The organism is Novosphingobium sp. AAP93, assembly GCF_001296055.1.
Lineage (GTDB): Bacteria > Pseudomonadota > Alphaproteobacteria > Sphingomonadales > Sphingomonadaceae > Novosphingobium.
Window position 1 is genome coordinate 1 of the sequence record NZ_LJHZ01000040.1, and the last position, 25,283, is coordinate 25,283.

Consider the following 25,283-nt stretch of genomic DNA (forward strand, 5'->3'; position numbering starts at 1 on the left):
ACGACGCCCTCCCCGCAGCGCCAGTGCAGGCGCCGCACCGGTCGCGCGATCACCCCTCCACTGCCCGAGCCCTGCAGCGCCGCGCCGCCAAATCCAACAACCCCGCTCCTTCTTCCCCTCCCCCGCTCGGGGGAGGCCGGGTGGGGGTGCGCGCCGCCAACCGGTAAAGGTGCCCCCAAGCAAAGTCCGATCACAACCCTCCTCAATCCCGCTCTCACCCACCCTCGTCATTCCCGCGAAGGCGGGAATCCAGAGCCGCAAACCCGGCGTCCGCCGCCCTGGACCCCCGCCTTCGCGGGGGTGACGAAGGTCTTCGGTGTCAGCTGTGGCGATTTCGGCTGCTTCCGCCCAGTAGCGGACGTGCACTTTCTAGGTATGATGAGACATGCGTTACCTGTTGATAGCTGTCCCTGCACTCTTGGCGAGCACCGTCCCGCCCGTCGCTTCCCTGCTGATTAATGGCGAGCGCTCAACCTTTTCAGTAGCGGTCGAACAAAGCGCAAGCACCGGCTACGACATTCGCATCAAATGCGTGTCCGCATGCGTCCAGCCGATCGACTTCAGCAAACCTATCGATGATGTCCCTATGGGGCTGTTTAGTCGAGATCAAGACGACCTTGTCTTTTCGTTGTGGAGCGGTGGCTCTGCTTATCGGGTACGTGTTTGGCAGTTGAACGATGCAGGCGTTCGCAAAGTAGCAGAACTCTCAAGTCGCGGCAGGCCTGACTTCCTGACGGACGGCGCGGGACGTTCGGCAATCCGTACATACGAAGCCGACAGCGGCGCTAAATCCTCCAAGCCGGTGTTGAGGTCGTTCATCGGAGGCCGGTTCGTGGTAACTCCCTGATGGCACGTTCCCACCACAACCGCCGCCAATCTTCCGGGATGCAAGGGCAATGGCCCTTGCCCGCCGGAGCACCCTTCCTCCCCCGGCGCAAAGAAAAAGGCGCCCGGTCTCCCGGACGCCCTTTTCTGATCCAGCGCTGAAAGATCAGGCGCTGTAGTACATGTCGAACTCGACCGCCGACGGCGTGGTTTCCCAGCGCATCACTTCGGGCCACTTGAGTTCGATATAGGCTTCGATCTGGTCCTTGGTGAACACGCCGCCCTGGAGGAGGAAGTCGTGGTCGGCGACCAGTGCGTCAAGCGCCTCGCGCAGCGAACCGCAGACGGTCGGCACTTCGGCGAGTTCGGCCGGCGGCAGATCGTAGAGGTTCTTGTCCATGGCTTCGCCCGGGTGGATCTTGTTCTTGATCCCGTCGAGGCCGGCCATGAGCAGCGCCGAGTAGCACAGGTAGGGGTTGGCCATCGCGTCGGGGAAGCGGAATTCCACGCGCTTTGCCTTGGCGCCCGAACCGTAGGGGATGCGGCACGAGGCCGAACGGTTGCGCGCCGAGTAGGCGAGCAGCACGGGGGCTTCGTAGCCCGGCACCAGCCGCTTGTAGCTGTTGGTGGTCGGGTTGGTGAAGGCGTTGAGCGCCTTCGCGTGCTTGATCACGCCGCCGATGAAGTAGAGGCACATGTCCGACAGGCCGGCATAGCCGTTGCCCGCGAAGAGCGGCTTGCCCGCATCCCAGATCGACATGTGGGTGTGCATGCCGCTGCCGTTGTCGGTCTTGATCGGCTTGGGCATGAACGTGGCGGTCTTGCCATAGGCCTGCGCGACCTGGTGCACGACGTACTTGTAGACCTGCATGCGGTCGGCGGTCTGGACGAGCGTGCCGAAAGTGAGGCCGAGTTCATGCTGGGCCGAGGCCACTTCGTGGTGGTGCTTGTCGCAGGGCAGGCCCATGTCGATCATCGTGCGGACCATCTCGGCGCGGATGTCGACGCAGCTGTCGACCGGCGCGACCGGGAAGTAGCCGCCCTTGGCGCGCGGACGGTGGGCGAGGTTGCCGGCTTCGTATTCCTTGTTGGAATTGGTCGGCAGCTCGATGTCGTCGATCTTGAAGCCGTTGCCGTCGTAGCCGTCGTAGAAGCGCACGTCGTCGAAGATGAAGAATTCGGCTTCGGGGCCGACATAGACGGTGTCGCCCACGCCGCTCGCCTTGACGAAGGCTTCGGCGCGCTTGGCGGTCGAGCGCGGATCGCGGGCGTAGAGTTCACCGGTCGAGGGCTCGACGATGTCGCAGCAGATGATCATCATCGGGGTCGCCGAGAACGGATCGACGTAGACCGCATTGAGGTCGGGCTTGAGGATCATGTCGGACTCGTTGATGGCCTTCCAGCCCTCGATCGAGGAGCCGTCGAACATCAGGCCGTCTTCGAGTTCATCCTCGCCGAGCACCGACGAAACCATCGTGAGGTGCTGCCACTTGCCCTTGGGGTCGGTGAAACGCAGATCAACCCATTCGATTTCCTCGTCCTTGATGCGGGCGAGAATGTCCTTTGCAGTAGCCATCGCTGGTCCTTTAACTGGCCCCGGCCCCTGCCGAAGCGCTCAGTGGTGGGGTCTGGAGAAGCCGCCGGCCCGCGGCGCCCTCCGGTTCAAATTCCGATACTCGATCGCGTCCCTAGATTGCGTCGTTGTCCCGCTCGCCGGTGCGGATACGCAGCGCGCTTTCCACCGCGAACACGAAGATCTTGCCGTCGCCGATGCGCCCCGTCTGCGCCGCGGTCGCGATCGCCTCGACCACGCGGTCGACCAACGCATCTGTCACGACGACTTCGAGTTTCACCTTGGGCAGGAAATCGACGACATATTCGGCGCCGCGATAGAGTTCGGTATGGCCCTTCTGCCGGCCGAAGCCCTTGGCTTCGGTGACGGTGATGCCGGAAACGCCGATTTCGTGGAGCGCTTCCTTCACCTCGTCCAGCTTGAAGGGCTTGATGATCGCTTCGACCTTTTTCACTCGATCAATCCCTGCAGGCAGACCGGTTCGCAGGCCCTGCGGCCCTGACCGGCGGTGTTGGTATTCGTACGGAGCCCGATACCGGATCAGCTATCCAAGAATCGTGCCACGCGGGTACCGTCCATCACTAGGACAGGAACGGGGCGTGCGGAAGCCGGAAAACGGCCACTCCGGCAAGAATGCAAGCCCTGCGCGGCTGCTCGCATTGCGCAAGTTGCGCGGCTTGGACGGATTGGTGCACAAGATTTGCGCAAACGCTGCCTGAAATTTAGGCAGAGACAGGAATTACCCCTCCGTCTCGCTGCGCGGGCCACCTCCCCATTTGTGCTTCGCAAAAATGGGGAGGGAAGAAAGTTGGTCCTCTCCATTTTTCCCGCAGGGACAAATGGGGAGGTGGCCCGCCGCAAGGCGGGTCGGAGGGGTTCTTACCCCCCTCAACCACCGTAAGGCGGCTGGTGCAGGCCCTTCGGGCTCAGCGTGAAAATCTCGCAGCCCGTTTCGGTCACGCCGATCGAATGCTCGAACTGCGCGGACAGCGAACGGTCGCGCGTCACCGCCGTCCAGCCGTCGTCGAGCAGCTTCACCCCCGCCTTGCCGAGGTTGATCATCGGCTCGATGGTGAAGAACATGCCGGGGCGCAGTTCCGGCCCGGTGCCACGGTGCGCGGCGTGGATCACTTCGGGCGCATCGTGGAACAGGCGGCCAAGGCCATGTCCGCAGAATTCGCGCACCACGCCGTAGCGGTGCCGCTCGGCATGGGCCTGGATCGCCGCGCCGATATCGCCAAGCCGCGCGCCCGGCTTCACCTGCTCGATCCCGATCATAAGGCATTCGTACGTCACATCGACCAGCCGCCGCGCCTTCAGCGCCACGTCGCCAACGAGGTACATCCGGCTGGAATCGCCGTGCCAGCCATCGAGCAGCGGGGTCACGTCGATATTGACGATATCGCCATCGCGCAGGATCCGGCTTTCCGATGGGATGCCGTGGCACACCACGTGGTTGATCGAGATGCAGCACGAATGGGTATAGCCGCGGTAGCCCAGCGTCGCGGGAATGGCGCCGCCATCGAGCGTCATCTGCCGCACCACGTCGTCGAGCGCGGCGGTCGAGACACCCGGCTGCACCATAGGCGCGAGCGCGTCGAGGATCTCGGCGGCAAGGCGCCCGGCCTTGCGCATGCCTTCAAAGCCCGCAGGCCCATGCAGCTTGATCGTGCCGTCACGCGGCATCACATCGGTCTCGTCGGCGATCACATAGTCGGTCATGCAAGGCCATGTAGCGCCTTTGCGCCCGAATTGCGAGGTCACGGCGCCACAAGGGCATGCCGCGCGGTGCAATTTCCTCTCGCACTCGCCGTCAAGCTGCGGCAACACTCGCGGCCACGATGAACCAGCTCGATGCACTGATCCAGCCCGATCGCGGCCAGAAGGCCATTCCGCTCCACCTGACCGACAAGGCCGGCCTGCCTGCATGGCTCTCCGGCCTGACCGCGGCGCAGCGCGCGGTTCTGGCAGGACAAGGCTTCGAGGGCGGGGCGGGGGAGACCGCCATCGTCCCCGATGCAGCGGGCGCGGGCGAGGGCTGGTTCGCGGTGGCAGGCGTCGCTGATCCGGTGAAACTTTCCAGCTGGTGCCTTGCGCCCTTGGCTGACAGGCTCCCGGCTGGCACCTACCGGCTGGCCAATCCCGGCGCGGAAGGCCCCGCGCTGATCGGCTGGCGGCTCGCGCAGTACCGCTTCGATCGCTATCGCAGCGATCCTTCCGACAAGGGCGCCCGCCTGCTGCTGACCCATGCGCTCGGCGCGATGAACGCGGCCTATGCCGAAGCCGAAGCGGTGATCCGCGTGCGCGATCTGGTCAACACCCCGGCGGAGGACATGGGCCCCGCGCAGCTTGAGGCCGAAGCGCGCGCGCTGGCCAAGGCGCACCACGGCGTGATCCACGTCATCTCGGGCGATGCGCTGGAGCGCGATTATCCGATGATCCACGCCGTCGGCCGCGCTGCCGCGCGCAGCCATGCGCCCCGGCTGATCGAGCTGGAATGGGGCGATCCTGCACACCCGCGTCTCGCCATCGTCGGCAAGGGGGTCTGTTTCGATTCCGGCGGGCTCGACATGAAGCCAAGCTCGGCGATGGCGTTGATGAAGAAGGATATGGGCGGCGCGGCGCATGCCTTGGCGCTCGCGGGGCTGGTGATGGGCGCGGGCCTGCCGGTGCGCCTGCACCTGTTGATCCCGGCGGTCGAGAATGCCGTATCCGGCAATGCCTTCCGCCCCGGCGACGTGCTGCGCTCGCGCGCCGGCCTGTCGGTGGAGATCACCAACACCGATGCCGAAGGGCGGCTCGTGCTCGGTGATGCGCTTACCCGCGCCTGCGAGATAAAGCCCGATCTGATGATCGATTTCGCCACCCTCACCGGCGCCGCCCGCGTCGCGCTGGGTCCGGATCTGCCCGCGATGTTTGCCCGCACCGACGAAACCGCAAACGGCCTCCTCGCCGCCGGGCTGGAGCGCGATGACCCCTGCTGGCGCCTGCCGCTCCACGATGGCTACCGCGAAATGCTCAAATCCGATGTCGCGGACCTGCAGAACAGTCCCTCCGGCGGCTTTGCCGGTGCGACCGTCGCGGCGCTGTTTCTCGACCGGTTCGTGGCGGAAGGTGTTGATTGGGCACACTTCGATACCTTCGCCTGGCGCCCCGCCGCCAAGCCCGGACGCCCCAAGGGCGGGGAGGCGCTGGGGCTGCGGGCATCTTGGGGCCTGATCCAGTCCCGTTTCGGCAAGGCTTCCGCGCCTTGAACACTGCGCCGGATGCCTCTAAGCGGCGCGCTTTCCTGTTTGCCGGAAAGCCTGACGTGACCGATCTGATCCTGCCAAGCCTGACGACATCGCATTCGCTGAAGGGCCCCGCGCCCAAGGTCGACAGCCATGCGCACACCCGCGCGGTGCGCGGCGATGTCGCGCATATCCGCTATGCCGGGCAGGTCTTCGTCTCGCACTATGCCGTGCCGATGCCCAAGACGGTCGGCGCCGCCGGGGCGACGCTGCGCACGGCGGGCCGCGAGGACGCCGAAGTCATCGGCACGTTGGCGGCGGGCGAGACTTTCAACCTGCTCGACCAGGCGGGCGGCTGGGGCTGGGGCCAGCAGGGCGAGGACGGCCTTGTCGGTTATCTCCCGCTGACGGCGCTGGAGCCATGACCACGCAGGTTTTCATCGATGGCGCTGCGGGCACCACCGGCCTCGAGATAGCCGACCGGCTGGCGGGCCGCAGCGAGTTCAGCCTGATCGCGCTCGACGATGCCCAGCGCAAGGACGCCAAGGCCCGCGCCGATGCGCTCAACGCCGCCGATGTCGCGATCCTCTGCCTGCCCGACGATGCCGCGCGCGAGGCCGTCTCGCTGATCGCCAATGACCGCACCCGCGTGATCGATGCCTCGACCGCGCACCGGGTCGCCACCGGCTGGACATACGGCTTCCCCGAACTCGTCGGCCGCGATGCCGTGGCGAATGCCAGGCGCGTTTCCAATCCCGGCTGCTATCCCACCGGCTTCCTCGGCCTGCTCGTGCCGCTGCTGCGCGCTGGCCTGCTCCCGGCGGACTGGCCCTACACGGTCAACGCCGTCTCCGGCTATTCGGGCGGCGGCAAGGCGCTGATCGCCCGCTTCGAAGACGATGCGGACATCGCCTTCCGCGCCTATGGCCTCGCCCTCGGCCACAAGCATGTCGCCGAAATGCAGGGCCATGCGGGCCTCAAGCATGCACCGATCTTCGCGCCCGCCGTGGTCCCGGCGCACCGGGGCATGGTCGTCGAAGTGCCGGTGCCGCTTGCCGCGATCCCCGGCGCGGCTGCGCCCGATGCGCTGCGCGATGCCCTCAAGGCTTTCTACGCTGCTAGCCCGCTGGTGCGCGTGCTCGATGGCGTGCCCGATGAACTCCTGCTCCGCCGCTCCGATGCCCCGCGCGACGGGCTCGACCTCTACGTGTTCGGCAGCAAGGACGGCACGCAGGCCCGCCTCGTTGCCCTGCTCGACAATCTCGGCAAGGGCGCGAGCGGGGCTGCGGTGCAGAGCCTCAACCTGATGAGCGGCCTGCCCGAGACGGCGGGCCTGCGGCTCTAAGGGCAGCTTGAATTTCCATCCCGCTTGCCCGTTCGTGTCGAGCGAAGTCGAGACACCGGGCGCTGGGTTTGGTGTCTCGACTTCCGGCCTTCAGGCCGGAAGTTTATCCCGAGCAATGGCGAGGGGCTCGACACGAACGGGGATAGGAACGTGCGCAGGAACAGACTTCATGTGGCCCAAACCTGATCCGGTCCTTCCGGGACAGGAAAGCGCCTGGGACTATCCCCGCCCCGCCGTCGCGCGCCCCTGCAGCGCCCATGTCGTGATCGAACATGGGGGCCGGATCATCGCCGATACCCGCCGCGCGGTGCAGACGCTCGAGACCAGCCATCCGCCGAGTTACTACATCCACCCGGACGACATCGCCCCCGGCGTGCTGCGCCGCGCGTCCGGCTCTTCGCTGTGCGAATGGAAGGGCGCGGCGATCTATTGGGACGTGGTGGTGGCGGGCGAAGTCCTGCCCCATGTCGGCTGGAGCTATCCCAGCCCGACCCGCGGCTTCCTCGCGCTCAAGGACCATGTCGCGTTCTACGCCGCGCCGTTCGATCGGTGCAGCGTGGATGGCGAGACGGTGATCCCGCAGCCGGGCGAGTTCTACGGCGGATGGATCACCAGCGCGGTCGCCGGGCCGTTCAAGGGCGGACCCGGCAGCCGGGGCTGGTAGGCCTTATTTTCCGAAGGTGATCGCCGGCTCGTCTGCATCGGGCAGCGTGCCGCCCATCAGTTTGGCCAGCGTGGGGGCGATCGCGCGCATGTCGATTTCGCCGAGATTGCGGCCGCTGGGGATGCCCGGGCCCATGATCATGAATGTGGAGCGCATTTCGGGCGCTGTCGGGAAATAGCCGTGCATGCCCTTGACCGGCGAGGGGAACGCCAGCGGCAGGCTGCCGTTGACGAACGGCCCGGCGACCGCGCCGATCTTGAGGTTCACGTAGAAGCTGGCATCGGGATTGCCGCCGCGCCTCGCGATTTCGGGCGCGTCGATCACGCGGTCGAATTTTGCGGCGGGATCGGCGGCCAGCTTGTCGAGCACGGCCTTGACCTTGGCTTTCAGCGCCGCATCGTCCGGCCGGGCGAGGCGGATCGCGAACGAGCCGCCCGAACCCCACGGCGTTGCATCGGCGGAGGCGATCTTGCCATCGGCGCCCAGCGTGACGAGGCCGGCGTCGATGAACGGGCGGTAGAGATTGATCACGGTATCGACCGGCGCAAAGCCGTGATCGCTGACGAGGGCGATGATCGCATCGGGATGCGCCTGCTGCTCCGAGACGATCAGATCATTGACGAACCCGTCGATCCGCTCGAGCGCATGCTTGGCTTGCGGCGAGCCCGGGCCGCTTTCGTGCTCGATATGGTCCAGCCCGGCGAAGTAGACGGTGATGAAACCGGGCTTGTGCCTGATGATCAGGCCTTCGGCGATGCGGCTGCGGAGATAGTCTGCGTCGACATCTTCGGACTTGCCGTCGGCATAGGGCACACCGGCTTCGCCTTCGAGTTCCTCGATCAGACCCGGGGTGGCCAGCGCGTTCACCAGCTTGCGGTCGTCCTCATGGCCGGTGCGCCAGATCTGGGGCAGGTTCCACGTCACATTCTTTGCCGCGACCGAGACCGGCCAATGGACATTGGCGGTGGTGAGCCCGGCATCGTGCGCCGCGTCCCACAGCGTGCGGGCCTTGTTGTCCTCGGCATACCAGAACCAGCCGCCCTGGTTGATCTGCAGCGGATCGTAGGTCGTGTTGTTGACGATGCCGTGCTGGGAAGGCGCAGCGCCGGTGATCAACGTGGTGTGGCTGGGATAGGTCACCGATGGCAGCACGCCGACAACGCCAGTGGCATAGGCGCCTTCCTCGATGAAGCGACGCAGCGTGGCGACCTGGAGGCCGCGCTTTTCAGCTTCGATCACGTCGGCGGGCCGCAGCCCGTCGATGGAAATCAGCAGTACGGGAGCGGCGCGCGCTTCCCCGGCAAGGGCACTGCCGGAAACAGCAGCAAGAAAAGCAAGGGAAAGCGCGCGACGCATCATGTCAGAAACCTACCTTCACAGTTGCAAAGACCTGCCGCGGAGCACCCGCGAGCAGCGTCTGGTTGTCGCCGCTGTTACCGAAGCCATTTGACCCAATTGTTGCGACATAGCTCTTGTCGAACAGGTTGGTCGCATTGACCTGCAGTTCGACCGGCTTGCGCATCCCCAGATCGAACCGGTAGCCGATGGTGGCATCGACGAGCGCACGCCCCGGCACCGACTGGTCGTTGGTGTAGGTGAAGTAGCGCTTCGACATGTAGTTGACCCCGACGCGGCCATAGAGCGGGCCCTGATCGTACGAAACTTCGCCATGCACAAGGTGCTTGGGGCTGTCGGTCACGGTCTTGCCCGCGGTCGGGATCGTGGTCACCGTGCCGTTGGCGCGGATCACGACGTCGTCGCGGTAGGTGTTGTCGTTGTAGCTGTACGAAGCCAGCGCCGACCAGCCGTGGCCGATGCGCAGTTCGCCGCTCGCCTCGATACCCGCCGAACGCACGCCGCCGACGTTCTGCAGCGCGTTCGCCGCACCCACGATGCCGACCGAGGTCGGGATCGCCAGCAGGCGGTTGCGGAAGTTCACGAGGTAGCCCGCGAGCACGCCGTGGAAGATGCCGCTGTTGTAGCGCAGACCGGCCTCATAGGTGTCCGACTGCTCCGGCTTGAGGAAGGGCTTGATCGCGTCGAAGCCCGCCTGGCTCGAGGAGAACGGACCTGCCGTGGTGGCCGAGGCGAAGGCGCGCGTCACCTGCGTAAAGCCGGCGAAGGCCTCGATCTCGCTGGTGAAGCGATAGCTCACGCCCGCATGCGGCTGGAACCAGTCCTTGGTTGAAAGGTCGCCCTGGGTGCGGCCACCGGCGACGATCGGCCGCGCGTGGTTATCCACCTTGAAGCCCTTCCAGCCGAGGCTGATCGTCGCATCTCCCAGCTTGATCTGGTCTTCGACGTAGTACTGGAACGTCTTGGTGTTGAAGTCGATGTCCCACTGCGTGAAGAACGGATCGCGCTGGAACTTCAGGTGATCGCGGCCCGGATTGGTGCGGCTGGCATAGGCGTAGAACCGGCGCGCCTGGTTGAAATCGTTGTTCTCGTACCACGCGCCGACGGTCACGTTGTTCCAGCCCAGATCGGCGTTCACGCTGCCGAACACGCCCTTGCGGTTGATGTCGTATTCGGTGGTGCGCAGCGCGATCGGCACGCCGGTGGGGCTGTTCACATAAGGCGAACCCCAGGTGCCCTGGCCTTCGTTCTTGTGGAGGTAGGTCTTGAGCTTCACCGTGACGTTCGAGGCGATCGGAGCGGTCAGGCCGACCGACGCCAGCGTGTCGCGGCGCAGGCCCGAGGCGTCATAGTAAGCGTCGTCCGCGGTCCTGATCGGGGCGGGGTAGACCGTGCCGGCCGCCGGGTTGAGCGGGGTCGTGCCGGTTTCGCCGCGGTTGGCGGCAATGTCGGCCACCTGGATCGCCAGCGCATAGTTGCCGGGGCCGAAGTTGTCCCAGTTGTAGCCGAGGCGCTTGATCTGATCGAGGCTGAGGTCCTGATAGTCCTGCTCGGCGCGGTCGGAGTAGCTGAAGTAGCCGTCGAGCGTCACGCTGCCGAGCGGCAGGATGCCCTTGGCGTTGACGTTGAGCTGGCGCTGCTTGCCATCACCCTTCCACTTGTCGGTGGTGATATAGGCGACCGACGCGAACGCGCGCGCGCCGCTTTCGGTGCCGATGCCGCCGCGCAGGAACCCGCGCCAGGTGTTGTTCGAGCCGTAGGTGCCGCTGGCGTCGAGGCCGAGTGCGGTCCTGGGATCGATCGAGTAGAAGTTCAGCGTACCACCGAGGTTATTCGTCGACTGCGTGTCGATCGAGCCCGAACCCTGCGAAACGACGGTCGAGCCGATGTTCTCGGTGGTGATCGCGCGGCTGATGTGGAGGCCGTTGTAGTTGCCGTACGACATGTCGCCGAGCGGGATGCCGTCGAGGTTGAAGCCCAGCTGGTTCTGGTTGAAGCCGCGCAGCGTGATGCGGGTCGACCATTCGTAGGTGCCAAAAGCATCGGCCGACTGGAAGTTCACCGAAGGCAGCTTGGCGATGGCGCGCAGCGGGCTGGTGCCGGCGGCCTGGATGGCAAGGTCCGCGCCCGAGAGTTCCTGGACCTGGCGGGTCTTGCCGGTGCCGTAGACGACGATCGCGTCGCCGTCGCCGCCATCGGTCGCGGGGGCATCGGCGGCCGCAGCTTCAGGCGCGGCCTGCGGTGCGGGGGCCGCGAGAGCCGGGGTGGCCGCAAACGCCGTCGTGGCGAGCAGCAGGGTAGCAAGGCGCATATTAAACTCCCTCATAAAGCCTTGGAATGCTGCGCCCGCTAGGGAGGGAGTGTGACAGTTTTGCGTATATTTTGGAGTATCTTAGAGATAACGCTGTGATAACAATTTTGCGACGCGGCAATAAAGTCACATCGGATTGTTATTCACAATCGGGGCGGCGAAGAGCGTGATTTGCGCGTCGAACGGTGACCGTTTCAGGCCAGAATTAAGCCAAGGTTCAGGCTCCGGGCATTGCATTCTGCAGGCCGGGCAAGCTCCATCTCGGCTCCCGAATCGCGCACAGCAAAACGCCCCGTACGCATCGCTGCGCCGGGGCGTTTGTGCCTTGGAACGGACGCGCGCGCCGGTGCGCGCGGCCATCAATCTTCGGGAGCGATCGTGACCTTGAGGCCGTCGAGATCGGCGGTCAGCTGCACCTGGCACGACAGGCGCGAGGTGTCGTTGCGGTGGTCCGAGCTTTCCAGCAGGTCGTTCTCGTCTTCACTCATCTTCGGCAGCTTGTCGGCGAAGGCGGGGTCGACGTAGATGTGGCAGGTCGCGCACGAGCAGCAGCCGCCGCACAGCGCGAGAAGTTCGTCGAAGCCGTTGTCGCGGATCGCTTCCATCACCGAGAGGCCGGCAGCGGCCTCGACAGTGGATTCTTCACCCGAGCGGTTCACCACGACAAGCTTCGGCATCGACTTGATCTCCTGTTGAGCGCGGCAGGTTCAGGATGCCAACGCTCTCTGGCCCCATTTGACCCGCGCTGCTATCGCGTGGGGGGCGCGTTGGCAAGGTGCTGCACTGCATCCTGGCCTCAAAAGGAAAGCTGTTACCGATGGGCCTCACCGCCAGCCAGATTGCCGAAGGTCTGACCTTTGTCGGGCAGAAGAACCCGCTGATTGCCGAGGCGGTGGCGCGCGTCGGCCATCCCGAGCCGCGCATCCGCCCGCGCGGCTATGCCACGCTGCTGCGCACGATTGTGGGCCAGCAGGTCAGCGTCGCTGCCGCCGCATCGGTGTGGACCAAGCTTTCGGCACTGCTGGGCGACGATATTCCGCCGCATGATCTGCTCGCCGCCGATTTCGATTCCCTGCGCGCCTGCGGCCTTTCGCGCCAGAAGCAGGGCTATGCGCGCAGTCTGTGCGAGCTGGTGGTGACCGGCGAACTCGATCTCCACGCGCTGCCCGACGACGACGAGGACGCCATTGCCCAGCTCACCAAGATCAAGGGCATCGGTCGCTGGTCTGCGGAAATCTACCTGCTCTTTGCGGAAGGCCGCCCCGATATCTGGCCGGCGGGGGATCTGGCGGTGCAGGCCGGCATGGGCAAGTTGCTCGGCCTGCCGGAGCGCCCGAGCGAAAAGGAAGCCCGCGTGCTCGCCGAAGACTGGCGCCCGCACCGGGGTGCGGCGGCGATCTTCACCTGGCATTGCTATAACAATCCGGCGCTGTAAGCTCCTGCCGCAGCGGCAAAAGGGTGTAAGGTTGTGGCGCAGAAGACGATTTTCATCACCGGCGGCGCGTCGGGCATCGGGCGTGCGGTGGCGGAGCGGTTCGGGCGGGCCGGCTGGTTCGTCGGCATCGCCGATATCAACCAGGAAGGCATGGCGGGCACCGCTGCGCTGATTCCGGCGGGGTACTCCTCGCAGCACAAGCTCGACGTGCGCGACCGGGCGGCCTGGGACGTGGCGCTCGCTGACTGCGCGGCGGCCGCGGGCGGCAGGATCGATGTCGTGTTCAACAACGCGGGTATCCCCCTCGGCGGGAAGATCACCGATTGCTCGCCCGAGGAGGTGGAACGCACGCTCGATATCAACCTCAAGGGCGTGATCTTCGGCGCGCAGGCGGCCTATCCTTACCTCAAGGCCTCAGCTCCGGGCTCGTGCCTGCTGAGCACCGCGAGCGCGGCGGGGATCTACGGCGTGCCCGGCGGCTCGATCTATGCCGCAACCAAGTTCGGCGTCCGCGCGATCACCGAATCGCTCGATGGCGAGTGGAAGGAAGACGGCATCCGCGTGCGTGACCTGATGCCCGGCTTCATCGAAACCCCGCTGCTGGACCACGCCCCGAACCGCGCCTCGAACGAGGATATCCGGGGGCGCGTCACCTCCGCCGGGCTGGAGATCACCCCCGTTAGCGAAGTGGCGGAAGGCGCGTGGGCTGCCGTCCACGGCGAGAAAGTCCACACCCTCGTCGGCAAGACCGCGAAGAAGCTCGCCTTCGCCGCGCGCTGGATGCCCGGCGCCCTGCGCAAGCAGGTGGGGAGCCGAGGCGGCGCGCTCGGCTAGCCGCCGAACCCGTCGATCGCGCTCGCCAAAGCCACGTCGCGCTGGCTCAGGCCGCCGGCGTCGTGTGTGGTCAACGTGATCTCGACGCGATTGTAGACGTTGAACCATTCGGGGTGGTGATCGGCCTTTTCCGCCAGGATCGCGACGCGGGTCATGAAAGCGAAGGCCTCGGCGAAATCGGCGAAGCGGAAGGTGCGCCTGATGGCGAGGCCGTCTTCGCGCAAGGCCCAGTGTGGCAGGGCGGCCAGCGCGGCGGTGCGTTCGGCTTCGGTCAGCTGGGCAATCGCCATCGTCAGGGTCTCCTTGGCAGGTCCGGGTCTTTCCCCTATCGCGGCAGATGATGCAACCTGCCCGTCTTGCTGCCTACGATCTTGCCTGCCGGCGCGGCGACCGGCTGCTGTTCCGGGGCGTCAGCTTTGAACTCCATCAGGGCGATGCGCTGCAGCTTGCCGGGCCCAACGGCATCGGCAAGTCGAGCCTGATGCGCATTCTGGCCGGGCTGCTGCGGCCTTACAATGGCCATGTCGAGATCGACGGATCGCTGGCGCTGGCGGATGAACGGCCCGCGCTCGATCCGCACCGGCCGCTGGGCGAGGCGCTGGCGTTCTGGCGCGCCGTTGATCAGGCGGGCGAGGCGCGTGCCGATTTCGGGCTTGAAGACTTGCTCGATGTGCCGGTGCGCTATCTATCCACCGGCCAGCGCAAGCGTGCCGCGCTTGCCCGGCTGGCCGCCAGCGGGGCGCGGATCTGGTTGCTGGATGAGCCTTTGAATGGTCTGGATACGCATTGGGGCGCAGCTACGCAGGCTGCAATCGAGGCGCACCGCGCACTGGGCGGCATAGCGGTGATCGCATCGCACCAGCCGCTGCAATTGCAGAAGCTGAAAAAGCTTGCGCTGCTGGAGCATTTGCCGTGAGGGCGCTGTGGACCATCTTCCGGCGCGACCTCACGCTGCTGCTGATGGGCGCGCCGGGTCGGGGCGGGGCGCTGCTGCCGCTGCTGTTCTTTCTGGCCGTCGCGATGCTCTATCCCTTCGCGGTGGGGCCGGATGCCAAGCTGCTGGCGCGGACCGGCGCAGGGGTGATCTGGGTGGCGGCCTTGCTCGCCGCGATCCTGCCGCTGGACCGGCTGGTGGAGCCCGATCTCGAAGCCGGGTTCTTCGATCAATGGGCGCTGCGCGGGATTGCCGAGGAAGGGGTGCTGACCTTGCGGATTTTCGCACATTGGCTGAGCTTCGGCGTGCCACTGATGCTGGCGGCGCCATTGGCGGCGGGGCTGCTCAACCTCGACGGCGCGCAATTGTGGACGGTGGAAGTGGGCCTGTTGCTGGGTACGCCGGGGCTGGCGGCCATCGGCGTGACCATTGCGGCGCTGACAGCGGGCCTGCGGGCAGGAGCGGCGCTGGGCGGCTTGCTCGCGATCCCGCTCGCCGTGCCGCTGCTGATCTTCGGCGCAGGCTCGCTCCAGCCGGGCGGGGAAGGCGGGCTGCTGCTGCTCGCTGCCTCGAGCCTTGCCGCGCTGGCGATTGCGCCCTTCGCTGCGGCGGGGGCGATCCGGGCCGGGCGGGAATAGCGGCTTCAACAGCTACCGTTCGTGTCGAGCGAAGTCGAGACACCACACACCCCGCCCGGTGTCTCGACTTCGGGTCTTCGACCCGAAGTTTATCCCGAGCCAGTCGAGGGGCTCGACACGAACGGATGATGGATGCTCACCAGACAAGCGCGCGGCGAAACCCGCGCTTGCGCCATCCCAAGCGCAAATCCGTTGCGGCGGGCGCGGCGGCGCATTACCTCACCGGGCATGAGCCAGACCGTCCAGCCGCCCGCCCTGCAATCCGATACTCTCTCGCTGATCGGCAACACGCCGCTTGTCCTCCTCAAGGGGCCGAGCGAGGCGGCCGGGTGCGAGATCTACGGCAAGTGCGAGTTTGCCAACCCCGGCGCCTCGGTGAAGGACCGCGCCGCGCTGTGGATCGTGCGCGATGCGGAGGAGAAGGGCCTGCTTAGGCCCGGCGGCACTATCGTCGAAGGGACGGCGGGCAACACCGGCATCGGCCTTGCGCTCGTCGCCAATGCGCTGGGCTACAAGTCCGTGATCGTGATGCCCGAGACGCAGTCGCGCGAGAAGATGGACACGCTGCGCGCGCTCAGGGCTGAGCTCGTGCTGGTGCCCGCCGCGCCGTTTTCCAATCCGGGGCACTTCGTCCACACCTCGCGCCGCATTGCCGAGGAGACCGAAGGCGCGATCTGGGCCAACCAGTTCGACAACATCGCCAACCGCCGCGCGCATATCGAAAGCACCGCGCCGGAGATCTGGGCCCAGATGGAGGGCCGGGTCGATGGCTTCATCTGCGCGGCGGGGACGGGCGGAACCATTGCGGGCGTCGGCTTCGGGCTCAAGGCGTTCGACGAGAACGTGACGATTGGCCTCGCCGACCCGCATGGTGCCGCGCTTTACAACTACTTCGCCCACGGCGAACTGAAGGCGGAAGGATCGTCGGTCGCCGAAGGCATCGGGCAGGGCCGCATCACCGCGAACCTCGAAGGCGCGCCGATCGACACGCAGTTCCGCATCTCGGACGAGGAAGGCCTCGAATGGGTGCGCCGCCTGCTGGAGGAGGAGGGCCTGTGCCTCGGCCTGTCGAGCGGCATCAACGTTGCGGGCGCGGTGGCGCTGGGCAAGCAACTCGGGGCAGATGGCAAGGGGGGCAAGCGGATCGCGACGATCCTGTGCGACACCGGCTTCCGCTACCTTTCCTCGCTCTACAATCCCGAGTGGCTGCGGGCGAAGGGCCTGCCGGTCTTCCCTTGGCTCGCATAAGCGCGTACTATCGCAGGGATGGCACTGTTCGGCCTCATTCCTGATCGTTCGCCGGAAGCGGCCGCGCCTGCCGGAGACGCGGCTGCGGACGCGGCGCGCCTCGCCGCGCTGCAGCCACAGCATCCCGGCCCGCGCGAGCTGCGCGCGCAGGCGGTGCACCGGTTGCAGATCGGGCTGTTCGGCCTTGCCGGGATGCTGCTGATCGTCAGCCTCGCCAATGTGATCATGGACCGGGCGAAACTGGTCGACCGAACCACCGGCGGCACGCCCGCTGCTGCCGTCAGCCCGAGCGCCAGCCCGAGCACCGCCAACGACCCGCTGGTCGACATGGGTGTCGCGCCGGAACTACCGGTGGGAAGCGCGGTCAAGCCTGCCCATCAGGCGCCGCCTGCGTCCTCTGACAACTGATCCGCAACCGCACGATCTTCTGCATTCTTGCTGGCGTACTCGCGCTGGCCGCTTGCGCACGCCCCGCGCCGGCACCTGCGCTTGGTCTCTTCACCAGCCTGCCGATCCTGTGGAGCGAGGCTGACGGCGTATCCGCACAACTCGATGCGCCCGCCAAGCCGCACTGGGCGAAGGCGGTGCTGGAGGAGGGGCACCGCCTCGTCGCGCTCGATACGCTGCTGCATCCGCAAGGCCTTGGCGATCTCGTGATCGCGCAGCCGCGACCGCTCGAGCCTGCCGAAAACGTCGCGCTGGATGGCTGGGTGCGAGGCGGGGGGCACTTGCTGTTGTTTGCCGACCCCTTGCTCACCAGCGAGAGCCACTTTGCGCTGGGCGATCCGCGCCGCCCTGCTGATACGGTGCTGGTGGGGCCGATCCTTGCGCATTGGGGCCTTGCGCTGGGGGAGGGGCGGGAAAGTGCGGGAACGCCGTTTCCGGTGGAGGCTCCCGGTGAACTCGCTCCGCTGCCAGGCGGACCACGCGACTGCCGGATCGAGCAGGCCGGACTGATCGCGGCCTGCCATATCGGCAAGGGTTTCGTTCTGATCGTGGCCGATGCGGCGCTGCTCGGGCCATCAGCTGGCCCGGACGTGGCCGGACGAGCGCGCAGTCTGCGCGAACTGATGCGGCGCGCTTTCGTCCACTGATTTTTCCACAGGCTATTCCACACAGCCAACTCGCGGGAAATCGCGGGAACGAGGCGTGTCGGCCTGTACACCGAGCGGCGGCACCACGAGAACTGGCGGAATTGCGCGATTCCACGTGGTGGCAGGAGGCCCGATTAACTTTGCAGGTGACTGGTCGATGATAAGATTCATCCCTTAGATTCAACGTCCGGACGCAATTTCCCGCATTTTCCCCTTTTCGCCCGGACCCTCCCGCGTTAAGACAACTCCCCATCAGGACGGACTCCATGACGCATCCGCGGGGGATGAGTCGGTCGCACGGGTGTGTGCGGCCGGGTTGGGAGGCTTTCGTCCGACGCGGGGAAGCGGCACGTGGCTGGGGCACAGTCGCATTACTGGGGGCAGGGCTTTTCGCCGCGCGGCGAGAAGAACCGCTTTGTCCTCCCTGCAGACTTCCGCCAGACCGTCCGCGAAGCCTCGAAGGGCAACCGCACCCTCTGCCTCGACAAGCACCACAAGCACCCCTGCCTCGTCGGTTTCGGCGAATCCCGCGCGGACAGCTTTGCCGAGATGCTCGCGCATGAGGAACGCGTCGCCATCGAGCGCGGCGAGCCCTTCGACATGGACCTGCGTGCCTCGCAGATCGGCGGGTTCGCCCGCATCAATTTCGATGATTCCGGCCGTTTCGTCCTGCCCGAATACCTCGGCGAGCAGGCGCAGGTGGGCGATGAACTCTATTTTCACGGCGGCATGCACCAGATCATGATCTGGGCGCCCGATGTGCTGTTTGCGATGGGCCCCGAATGGGACTCGGTCAAATCGGCCTGCCGCGCCCGGATGATCGAATTTTCGTCAAAGGCATCCCGCAAGTGAGCGCGGCCCAGCCCCCCCATATCCCCGTGCTCCTCGACGAGGTGATCGCAGCGCTCACCCCCAAAGGCGGCCTGACTCCCGGTTCGCTTGTCGTGGACGCCACCTTTGGCGCAGGCGGATACACCCGCCGCCTGCTCGGTGCCGGCGCCACCGTCCATGCCTTCGATCGCGACCCCGATGCGATTGCGGCGGGGCGGGCCTGGGGGGAAGTGTCTGAAAACCCGCCCCGTCTGGTCCTCCATCCCCGCCGGTTCTCCGAACTCGCGGAGGGGCTTGCGGAAGCGGGTGTGTCCAGCGTGCAGGGCGTGGTCTTCGACATCGGTGTCAGCTCGATGCAGCTCGATCAGGCGGCGCGCGGGTTTGCCTTCTCCAGCAATGGCCCGCTCGACATGCGCATGTCGCAGAGCGGGGAAAGCGCAGCGGACTTCCTCAACGGCGCGAGCGAGGAAGCGATTGCCGACGTGCTCTACCACTATGGCGAGGAGCGCCAGTCGCGCCGGATCGCCCGCGCCGTCGTCGCGGCCCGCCCGCTGACGACGACCGGCCAGTTCGCCGATGTCGTGCGCAAGGCGCTCGGCTATCGTCCCGGCGCACCCAAGGACCCCGCCACGCGCAGCTTTCAGGCCGTGCGAATCCATGTGAACGGCGAGCTCGACGAGCTTCACGCCGGTCTCGCGGCAGCGGAGCGCGTGCTGGCACCCGGCGGCCGGCTCGCGGTGGTGAGCTTCCACAGCCTCGAGGACCGCATCGTCAAGCAGTTCCTCCGCGAAGGCGCGGGCGCGCTGCCGGCGGGATCGCGCCACCTGCCGATGAGTGCGCCCACCGCCGCGCCGGTGTTCGAAAAGCCCTCCGCCGCGATCCGCCCCGGCGCGGACGAGCAGGCGCGCAATCCCCGCGCGCGCTCCGCCACGCTGCGCTGGGCGGTGCGCACCGCAGCCCCGGCACGAGGAGCACTGGCAGCATGATGGTCAGCGCCAACCGCTTCCGTTCGATCGGCTGGATTGCGCTGCTGCTCGTCTGCGCGGCGCTGGTCATGGTGCTGGCCTTCCGCGTCAACGCGCTGCGCAGCCAGGTCCATCGCACCGAGTTGCAGATCGTCGCGCTGCGCAAGGAGAAGCTCTACCTCGAGACCGAGGTCGAGACCCGCGCCAACCAGCAGCAGCTGAAGCTGTGGAACGATGTCGAGTTCGGCTATGTCGCGCCGACGGCGGGGCAGTACCTGTCGAACGAGCGCCAGCTGGCCGCTTTCGCCAAGCCTGATGGCCCGGACACCCCCGCGCCGATCCGCGTGGCGAGCGCTGACGACAGCGTTGCAGCCGAAGCGGCGTTCCCCTCGGTCATTTCCGGCCTTGCGGCCGAGATTGCCGCGCCGGTGACCCAGTCGGCTGACGATGAGGACGAAGCAAAGCCGGCGGAAAAGCCCGCCGATGCGGCCGACCGCGCCAAGGCGACGGCCAACCTTGGCGCGCGCCTTGCGATGGTCACGCCGCTGAAGAAGGACGGCAAGGACAGCGACGGCAAGGCGAAGAAGGACAAAGACGCGAAGGCGAAGGACGGGGACAAGAAGGTCGGCCTCGCCAAGTCCGGCAAGTCCGCGAAGGAAGAGGCGGCGAAGCCGGGCAAGGGTGCGAAGCTCGCCGCTGGCAAGGCCGAAACCAAACCCGGCAAGGCGCCTGCTGCGAAATCCGCCAAGAGCACCAAGCCTGCTGCGAAGTCCGCCAAGGGTGGGAGCAAGTCTGCCCAGTGAACTCGTTGACCGCCTCCGCCGCCATCGCCACCGGCCGGGTCCAGCTCGCCAACGTGCGCCATACCGCGCTCAACACGGCGCGGGTGCGCGCGCTGTGGGTCATGGTACTGTTCATCTTCGCGACGCTGACGGCCTGCGTGCGCATCGCGCAGCTGGGCCTGTTCGAGCAGACGCCCGAGCGCACCTCGCTGGCCGAGGCGCTACTGCCTTCGCGCGGCGAGATCACCGACCGCAACGGCATCGCGCTGGCCCGCGCTTTTGCGTCCTATTCGCTGTGGTTCAATCCCAAGGCGATGGGTGAGGGCGGTGCTCCGCTGGTGAAGACGCCGGAGGAAGTCGCCCGCGCGCTGGTTGGCATCTTTCCCGATGCGGACTACGCCGATCTCGTTGCGCGGCTGAAGGCGGGCAAGCCCTGCTACCTGCGCCGCCGCGTGTTGCCGGAAGACGCCAACAAGGTCTTTGCGCTGGGCGAACCCGCGCTCGAATTCCCGCGCGAGGAGCAGCGCTTCTATCCGCAGGGCTCGCTCGCGGCACACGTGCTCGGCTTCGTCGACGAGGCTGGCAAGGGCCATGTCGGCATGGAGCAGGTGCTCGAGCCGCGTCTGCTCGATCCGGCCTTTAGGGGCACGCCCACCGCGCTTTCCATCGACGCGCGGGCGCAGGGCGCGCTCGAGGATGAACTGGGGCGCGGCATGCTGGAGACCAGCGCCAAGGGCGCTGCCGGGGTTATCCTCGATGCCGACAGCGGCGAGGTCATTGCGCTCGCCTCGCTGCCCTCGTTCAATCCGAACCGGTCGGACCTTGCCTTCAACTACCTCGTGACCAACCGCGTATCGAACGACGTTTACGAACTCGGCTCTACGTTCAAGCCGATCACCATCGCCGCCGCGATCGATGCCGGGGTGGTTACCGATTTTTCGACGCGCTATCCGGCTGTTCCGTTGCAGATCGGCAAGTTCACCATTCACGACAGCCACGATTTCGGCGCCTCGCTCAATGTGCCCGAGGCGCTCATTCATTCCTCGAACGTGGTGACCGCGCAGATCGCCGACAAGCTCGGGCCGGCGGCCTTGCGCCGCACGATGATGCAGCTGGGCATGAACGAGCGCCCGAAGATCGAGCTGCCCGCGCGCGGACGTCCACTCTGGCCGCGCGGCGGCGGGCAAAGCACGGACAGCGATTGGGCGCGGCTGACGACGATGACGGTGAGCTATGGCCACGGTATCGCGGTCACCCCGCTGCACCTTGCGGCGGCCTATGCCGCGCTGGTCAATGGCGGCATCTGGCGGCCTGCCACGCTCTACAAGGTCGATTCGGCGCACCTTGCCCCCGGCCGCCGCGTGTTCCAGGCTTCGACCAGCGCGCGCATCCGCCAGCTGCTGCGGATGATCGTGGTCGATGGCACCGGCCGCAAGGCGGACGCACCGGGATTCCGCGTCGGGGGCAAGACCGGTTCGGCGGAAAAGCCCGGCAGCGGCGGCTACCGCAAGACGTCGCTGATTGCGACGTTCGCAGCGGCTTTTCCGATGGACAAGCCGCGCTATGTGGTGATCGTGATGCTCGATGAACCCCAGGCCACCCAGCAGACCAGCGGCCAGCGCACTGCCGCGTGGAATGCCGCGCCTATCGTCGGCCGGCTGGTGCCGCGTATCGGCCCGATGCTGGGCGTCGTGCCCGATGCCCACCATGATGTCGACATTTCCGACCTCAGCCCGTTGGTCGGCTCCGGAGAAGGCGAATGAACCTTGGCGGGCTTGCCGCTGCGGCGGGGGTCGCCCTGCCTGAAAATGCTGCCCCGCTCGCCGGAGCGCAAGTCACCGGCTTTGCCATCGATCACCGCAAGGTTGCGCCTGGCACCGTGTTCGGCGCTTTCGTCGGTGCGCGCTTCAATGGCGAGGATTTCATTGCCGATGCGGTGAAGGCGGGTGCCATCGCGGTCGTCGCGCGGCCCGAGGCCAAGGTCGAAGGCGCGGTCCATATCGCCGATGCCTCCCCGCGCCGCGCCTTCGCGCGCCTCGCCGCGCCGTTCTTCGCGCCGGTACCGGAAATGCTCGTGGCGGTGACGGGGACCAACGGCAAGACCTCCACCGTCGAGATGACGCGCCAGCTCTGGCGCATGGCCGGTTTCCGCGCCGCCTCGATCGGTACGCTGGGCGTCACCACGGCGGACGAGAGCGTCTCCACCGGGCTCACCACGCCCGATATCGTCACCTTCCTCGCCAACCTCGCCGGGCTCGCCCGCGAAGGGGTGAGCCATGTCGCCTACGAGGCCTCCAGCCACGGGCTCGACCAGTTCCGCAACGAAGGCCCTCGGGTCGCAGCCGGCGCCTTCACCAATCTCAGCCGCGATCACCTCGATTACCATGGCACGATGGATGCCTATTTCGAGGCCAAGATGCGGTTGTTTGGCGATGTCGTGGCGGAAGACGGCGCGGCGGTGATCTGGGCGGACGATGCATGGTCCGCACAGGCCATCGCCGCGGCCCGTTCGCGCGGCCTGAAGCTGATCACCGTGGGCGAGCAGGGCGAAACGCTGCGCCTGCTTTCGCGCACACCGACGCTGCTTGGCCAGACGCTGGAACTCGCGTTCGAGGGCACGACCCGCAAGCTCGATCTGCCGCTGATCGGGGCCTATCAGGCGGCCAATGCGCTGGTTTCGGCGGGGCTGGTCATCGCGACCGGCGGCGATCCGGCGGCGACGCTGGCCGCGCTCTCGCGCATCCAGCCGGTGCGCGGGCGGCTCGAGCGCGCGGCGATCACGCGGGCCGGCGCGCCGGTCTATGTCGACTACGCCCATACGCCTGACGCGATCACCGCCGCGATTGCCGCGCTGCGCCCGCATGTCGGCGCGAAGGGCAAGCTGATCGCCGTGTTCGGCGCCGGCGGCGACCGCGACGAAGGCAAGCGCCCCGAGATGGGCCGCGCCGCCTGCGCCGGCTCCGAACTTGTGATCGTCACCGACGACAACCCGCGCGGCGAGGACCCGGCGCTGATCCGTGCTGCCGTGATGGGCGGCTGCAACGAGCGCGCCCGCGAAGTGGCAGGTCGCCGCGAAGCCATCGCTGCCGCGATTGCCGCAGCAGGCGCGGGCGATATCGTGCTGGTGGCGGGCAAGGGCCATGAACAGGGCCAGATCGTGGGGCGCGGCGAGGCGATGCGCGTCCTTCCCTTCGACGACGTGCAAGTGGCGCGGGAGTGCAGCCAATGAATGCGATGAGAGCCCTGCTGCAATGGCCTGTCGAGCCGACTGATAGCATCGGGCTTTCCTTGTGGACGGCGGACGAGATCGCCGCGGCGACGGGCGGCAAGGCCTCAGGCGTGTTCGAGGTTTCGGGCTGCGCCACCGACAGCCGCGAAGTCCAGCCCGGCGACTTGTTCATTGCGCTGATCGGCGCGGAGAGCGACGGCCACAAGTTCCTCGAAGGCGCCTTCGCGCGCGGAGCGACCGCCGCGCTGGTCGACCGCCCTGTGCCTTATCCGCATGTGCTGGTCGCAAGCACCACGCAGGCGCTGGTCGACCTTGGCCATGCTGCCCGCGCCCGTGCCGACCGGGCCGGGGCGGTTATCATCGGCGTGACCGGCTCGGCGGGCAAGACCGGCGTGAAGGAGGCGCTGTTCGCCGCGCTTGACCGGGGCAGCCGGGGCCGCGCGCACCGCTCGGTCAAGAGCTACAACAACCACGTCGGCGTGCCGCTCAGTCTCTCGCGGATGCCGCCGCGCACGCGCTTCGGCGTGTTCGAGATGGGAATGAACCACGCGGGCGAACTCGCGGCGCTGACCCGGCTGGTGCGTCCGCATATCGCCATCGTCACCACCATCGCCCCCGCGCACATCGGGCACTTTTCGGGCGAGGAAGCCATCGCCCACGCGAAGGCGGAAATCTTCGAGGGGCTGGAAGCGGGCGGCATGGCGATCGTCCCCGCCGACAACCCGCACTATGCCCTGCTGCGCGAGGCGGCGGCGCGCCATGCGGGCGATGTCGTGAGCTTCGGGCGCAGCGCCCATGCCGACGCGCGCCTCCTCGATGCCGTGCCCGCGCCCGGTGGGGGCACGCTGGTGACCGCCGCGTTCTCGGGTCCGCTGGGTTCGCGCAAGCTGTGCTACACCATCGCTCAGCCCGGCGCACACTGGGTCGACAATTCGCTTGCGGTCATGGCGGCTGTCGCGGCTGCTGGCGGTGATTTGGGTGCAGCAGGTCTCGCACTTTCCGAAATGGAAGGCCTTGCCGGACGCGGCGCGCGGCACGTGATCCCCGCGCCCGGTGGAGACAGCTCAGGCAAGGCGCTCCTTATTGACGAAAGCTACAATGCCAACCCTGCCTCGATGCGCGCGACCATCGCCGCGCTGGGCGAGGTTCCCGCCCGCCGCCGCATTGCCGTGCTCGGTGCGATGAAGGAACTGGGTGAGGCGTCAGACGGCTACCACGCCGGTCTGGCCGAGCCGCTGATCGCGGCTGGGGTCGAACGGATCATCCTTGTCGGCCCGGAAATGGCCCCGCTGAGCGCGGCGCTCGGAAGGGCGCTGGGGAAAAGCGCCGACCCCGCGCTTGCCGCGCGAATCGAACTCGACCATGCCAAAACCGCTGCAGAAGCGGCAGAATGCCTGGCGGCTGATGCGCCGCAGGGCGGGGACGCCATTCTGGTCAAGGGATCGAACTCGGTCGGGCTGGGCACCCTCGTGCGCGCGCTGACGGCCGGGGCCGGCCAAGGGGCCAAGACGGCCGGGGAAAACTGAATGCTCTACGTTCTGGCGCACTGGCTGCACTTCGAGGGTATCGCCAACCTCATCCGCTACCAGTCGTTCCGGTCGGGCGCGGCGCTGATGACGGCGCTGATCATCGGCCTGATCATCGGCCCGCGCTTCATCAACATGTTGCGCGTGCGGCAGGGCAAGGGCCAGCCGATCCGCGCCGACGGGCCGCAGTCGCACCTAGCCAAGCGCGGCACGCCGACGATGGGCGGGCTGATGATCGTGATCAGCCTCGCGATCTCGCTGCTCCTGTGGATGGACCTTACCAGCAAGTTCGTCTGGGCCTGCCTTGTCGTCACGCTGGGCTTCGGCCTGATCGGTTTCCTCGATGACTATGCCAAGGTCACCAAGTACGCCCACGCCGGGCTTTCCGCGCGCATCCGCCTGCTCGCCGAGTTCGCCGTGGCGGGCACCGCGCTGGCGCTTGTGGTGACAGACACCAACCTCT

General features: G+C 66.9%; 25 protein-coding genes and 1 pseudogene. 19 read left to right on the top strand and 7 right to left on the bottom strand.

Features of this window, described 5'->3' with window-relative positions; genetic code table 11:
• Positions 1 to 385 precede the first annotated feature (385 nt).
• Positions 386 to 847: a hypothetical protein gene (locus tag IP83_RS20155; RefSeq protein WP_156309631.1), complete on the top strand. Its 462-nt coding sequence runs from the start codon at positions 386 to 388 to the stop codon at positions 845 to 847.
• 144 nt (positions 848 to 991) lie between these two features.
• Here IP83_RS20155 and glnA read toward each other — a convergent pair whose 3' ends face one another.
• From glnA to map, 3 genes are all read right to left on the bottom strand, one after another.
• Positions 992 to 2,401 carry a type I glutamate--ammonia ligase gene (glnA, locus tag IP83_RS08310; protein WP_054121753.1) on the bottom strand — a complete coding sequence of 470 codons (1,410 nt, stop codon included), beginning with the start codon at positions 2,399 to 2,401 and terminating at the stop codon, positions 992 to 994.
• A 112-nt stretch (positions 2,402 to 2,513) separates the two neighbouring features.
• Positions 2,514 to 2,852 carry a P-II family nitrogen regulator gene (locus IP83_RS08315; RefSeq protein WP_054121754.1) on the bottom strand — a complete coding sequence of 113 codons (339 nt, stop codon included), beginning with the start codon at positions 2,850 to 2,852 and terminating at the stop codon, positions 2,514 to 2,516.
• A gap of 434 nt (positions 2,853 to 3,286) precedes the next feature.
• A complete protein-coding gene (gene map / locus IP83_RS08320) occupies positions 3,287 to 4,120 on the bottom strand; it encodes a type I methionyl aminopeptidase (RefSeq protein ID WP_054121755.1) in 834 nt (277 codons plus the stop codon).
• Between the two features lie 119 nt (positions 4,121 to 4,239).
• Here map and IP83_RS08325 point away from each other — a divergent pair, with 119 nt between their 5' ends.
• The 4 genes from IP83_RS08325 to IP83_RS08340 all read left to right on the top strand — a co-directional run bounded on the left by IP83_RS08325 (position 4,240) and on the right by IP83_RS08340 (position 7,637).
• Entirely contained in the window at positions 4,240 to 5,652 is a 1,413-nt protein-coding gene (locus IP83_RS08325; RefSeq protein ID WP_054121756.1) for a M17 family metallopeptidase, read from the top strand.
• On the top strand, positions 5,649 to 6,053 hold the full coding sequence (locus tag IP83_RS20870) for an SH3 domain-containing protein (protein ID WP_231624969.1): 405 nt from the start codon (positions 5,649 to 5,651) through the stop codon (positions 6,051 to 6,053). The genes IP83_RS08325 and IP83_RS20870 overlap by 4 nt, the downstream gene beginning before the upstream one ends.
• On the top strand, positions 6,050 to 6,973 hold the full coding sequence (gene argC, locus IP83_RS08335; protein ID WP_054121758.1) for an N-acetyl-gamma-glutamyl-phosphate reductase: 924 nt from the start codon (positions 6,050 to 6,052) through the stop codon (positions 6,971 to 6,973). Before IP83_RS20870 ends, argC begins: the two co-directional genes overlap by 4 nt.
• 169 nt (positions 6,974 to 7,142) lie before the next feature.
• Positions 7,143 to 7,637, top strand: coding sequence for a DUF427 domain-containing protein (locus tag IP83_RS08340; RefSeq protein ID WP_054121759.1), 495 nt, complete (start codon positions 7,143 to 7,145; stop codon positions 7,635 to 7,637).
• Positions 7,638 to 7,640: 3 nt separating this feature from the next.
• Here the strand turns inward: IP83_RS08340 and IP83_RS08345 are convergent, their stop codons facing one another.
• From IP83_RS08345 to IP83_RS08355, 3 genes are all read right to left on the bottom strand, one after another.
• Positions 7,641 to 8,996, bottom strand: coding sequence for an alkaline phosphatase family protein (locus IP83_RS08345; RefSeq protein WP_054121760.1), 1,356 nt, complete (start codon positions 8,994 to 8,996; stop codon positions 7,641 to 7,643).
• A 1-nt stretch (position 8,997) separates the two neighbouring features.
• Positions 8,998 to 11,304, bottom strand: a complete 2,307-nt coding sequence (locus IP83_RS08350; RefSeq protein WP_054121761.1) for a TonB-dependent receptor domain-containing protein — start codon at positions 11,302 to 11,304, stop codon at positions 8,998 to 9,000.
• Between the two features lie 359 nt (positions 11,305 to 11,663).
• Entirely contained in the window at positions 11,664 to 11,981 is a 318-nt protein-coding gene (locus IP83_RS08355) for a 2Fe-2S iron-sulfur cluster-binding protein (protein ID WP_054121762.1), read from the bottom strand.
• Positions 11,982 to 12,121: 140 nt separating this feature from the next.
• Here IP83_RS08355 and IP83_RS08360 point away from each other — a divergent pair, with 140 nt between their 5' ends.
• Together IP83_RS08360 and IP83_RS08365 are read left to right on the top strand one after the other, a co-directional pair.
• The gene (locus tag IP83_RS08360) at positions 12,122 to 12,739 is read left to right on the top strand and encodes a DNA-3-methyladenine glycosylase (protein WP_054121763.1); all 618 of its coding nucleotides are present in this window, start codon (positions 12,122 to 12,124) and stop codon (positions 12,737 to 12,739) included.
• Between the two features lie 33 nt (positions 12,740 to 12,772).
• Positions 12,773 to 13,573, top strand: a complete 801-nt coding sequence (locus IP83_RS08365) for an SDR family oxidoreductase (RefSeq protein WP_054121764.1) — start codon at positions 12,773 to 12,775, stop codon at positions 13,571 to 13,573.
• Here IP83_RS08365 and IP83_RS08370 read toward each other — a convergent pair.
• Positions 13,570 to 13,863 (bottom strand): 4a-hydroxytetrahydrobiopterin dehydratase, encoded by a 294-nt coding sequence (locus IP83_RS08370; protein ID WP_054121765.1) that lies wholly within the window; start codon positions 13,861 to 13,863, stop codon positions 13,570 to 13,572. The genes IP83_RS08365 and IP83_RS08370 overlap by 4 nt on opposite strands.
• A gap of 50 nt (positions 13,864 to 13,913) precedes the next feature.
• Here IP83_RS08370 and ccmA point away from each other — a divergent pair, with 50 nt between their 5' ends.
• From ccmA to mraY, 12 genes and pseudogenes are all read left to right on the top strand, one after another.
• Positions 13,914 to 14,489 (top strand): heme ABC exporter ATP-binding protein CcmA, encoded by a 576-nt coding sequence (ccmA, locus tag IP83_RS08375; RefSeq protein ID WP_054121775.1) that lies wholly within the window; start codon positions 13,914 to 13,916, stop codon positions 14,487 to 14,489.
• Positions 14,486 to 15,145 carry a heme exporter protein CcmB gene (ccmB, locus tag IP83_RS08380; RefSeq protein ID WP_156309632.1) on the top strand — a complete coding sequence of 220 codons (660 nt, stop codon included), beginning with the start codon at positions 14,486 to 14,488 and terminating at the stop codon, positions 15,143 to 15,145. The genes ccmA and ccmB overlap by 4 nt, the downstream gene beginning before the upstream one ends.
• Positions 15,146 to 15,373: 228 nt before the next feature.
• Positions 15,374 to 16,393 (top strand): cysteine synthase A, encoded by a 1,020-nt coding sequence (locus tag IP83_RS08385; protein WP_054121766.1) that lies wholly within the window; start codon positions 15,374 to 15,376, stop codon positions 16,391 to 16,393.
• An 18-nt stretch (positions 16,394 to 16,411) separates the two neighbouring features.
• Entirely contained in the window at positions 16,412 to 16,801 is a 390-nt protein-coding gene (locus IP83_RS08390) for a hypothetical protein (RefSeq protein WP_054121767.1), read from the top strand.
• A 176-nt stretch (positions 16,802 to 16,977) separates the two neighbouring features.
• A complete protein-coding gene (locus IP83_RS08395) occupies positions 16,978 to 17,487 on the top strand; it encodes a hypothetical protein (RefSeq protein ID WP_054121768.1) in 510 nt (169 codons plus the stop codon).
• A 351-nt stretch (positions 17,488 to 17,838) separates the two neighbouring features.
• Positions 17,839 to 18,339, top strand: coding sequence for a division/cell wall cluster transcriptional repressor MraZ (locus IP83_RS08400; protein WP_156309633.1), 501 nt, complete (start codon positions 17,839 to 17,841; stop codon positions 18,337 to 18,339).
• Positions 18,327 to 19,304, top strand: coding sequence for a 16S rRNA (cytosine(1402)-N(4))-methyltransferase RsmH (gene rsmH, locus IP83_RS08405; RefSeq protein ID WP_231624970.1), 978 nt, complete (start codon positions 18,327 to 18,329; stop codon positions 19,302 to 19,304). Before IP83_RS08400 ends, rsmH begins: the two co-directional genes overlap by 13 nt.
• Positions 19,301 to 20,086, top strand: coding sequence for a hypothetical protein (locus IP83_RS20875; protein WP_054121771.1), 786 nt, complete (start codon positions 19,301 to 19,303; stop codon positions 20,084 to 20,086). The genes rsmH and IP83_RS20875 overlap by 4 nt, the downstream gene beginning before the upstream one ends.
• Positions 20,083 to 21,828, top strand: coding sequence for a penicillin-binding protein 2 (locus tag IP83_RS08415; RefSeq protein ID WP_054121772.1), 1,746 nt, complete (start codon positions 20,083 to 20,085; stop codon positions 21,826 to 21,828). Before IP83_RS20875 ends, IP83_RS08415 begins: the two co-directional genes overlap by 4 nt.
• Positions 21,825 to 23,294 (top strand): UDP-N-acetylmuramoyl-L-alanyl-D-glutamate--2,6-diaminopimelate ligase, encoded by a 1,470-nt coding sequence (locus IP83_RS08420; RefSeq protein ID WP_054121773.1) that lies wholly within the window; start codon positions 21,825 to 21,827, stop codon positions 23,292 to 23,294. Before IP83_RS08415 ends, IP83_RS08420 begins: the two co-directional genes overlap by 4 nt.
• Entirely contained in the window at positions 23,291 to 24,820 is a 1,530-nt protein-coding gene (murF, locus tag IP83_RS08425) for a UDP-N-acetylmuramoyl-tripeptide--D-alanyl-D-alanine ligase (protein WP_054121774.1), read from the top strand. Before IP83_RS08420 ends, murF begins: the two co-directional genes overlap by 4 nt.
• A pseudogene (gene mraY / locus IP83_RS08430) lies at positions 24,821 to 25,283 on the top strand (phospho-N-acetylmuramoyl-pentapeptide-transferase); the annotation flags it as partial. It lies immediately after the preceding gene.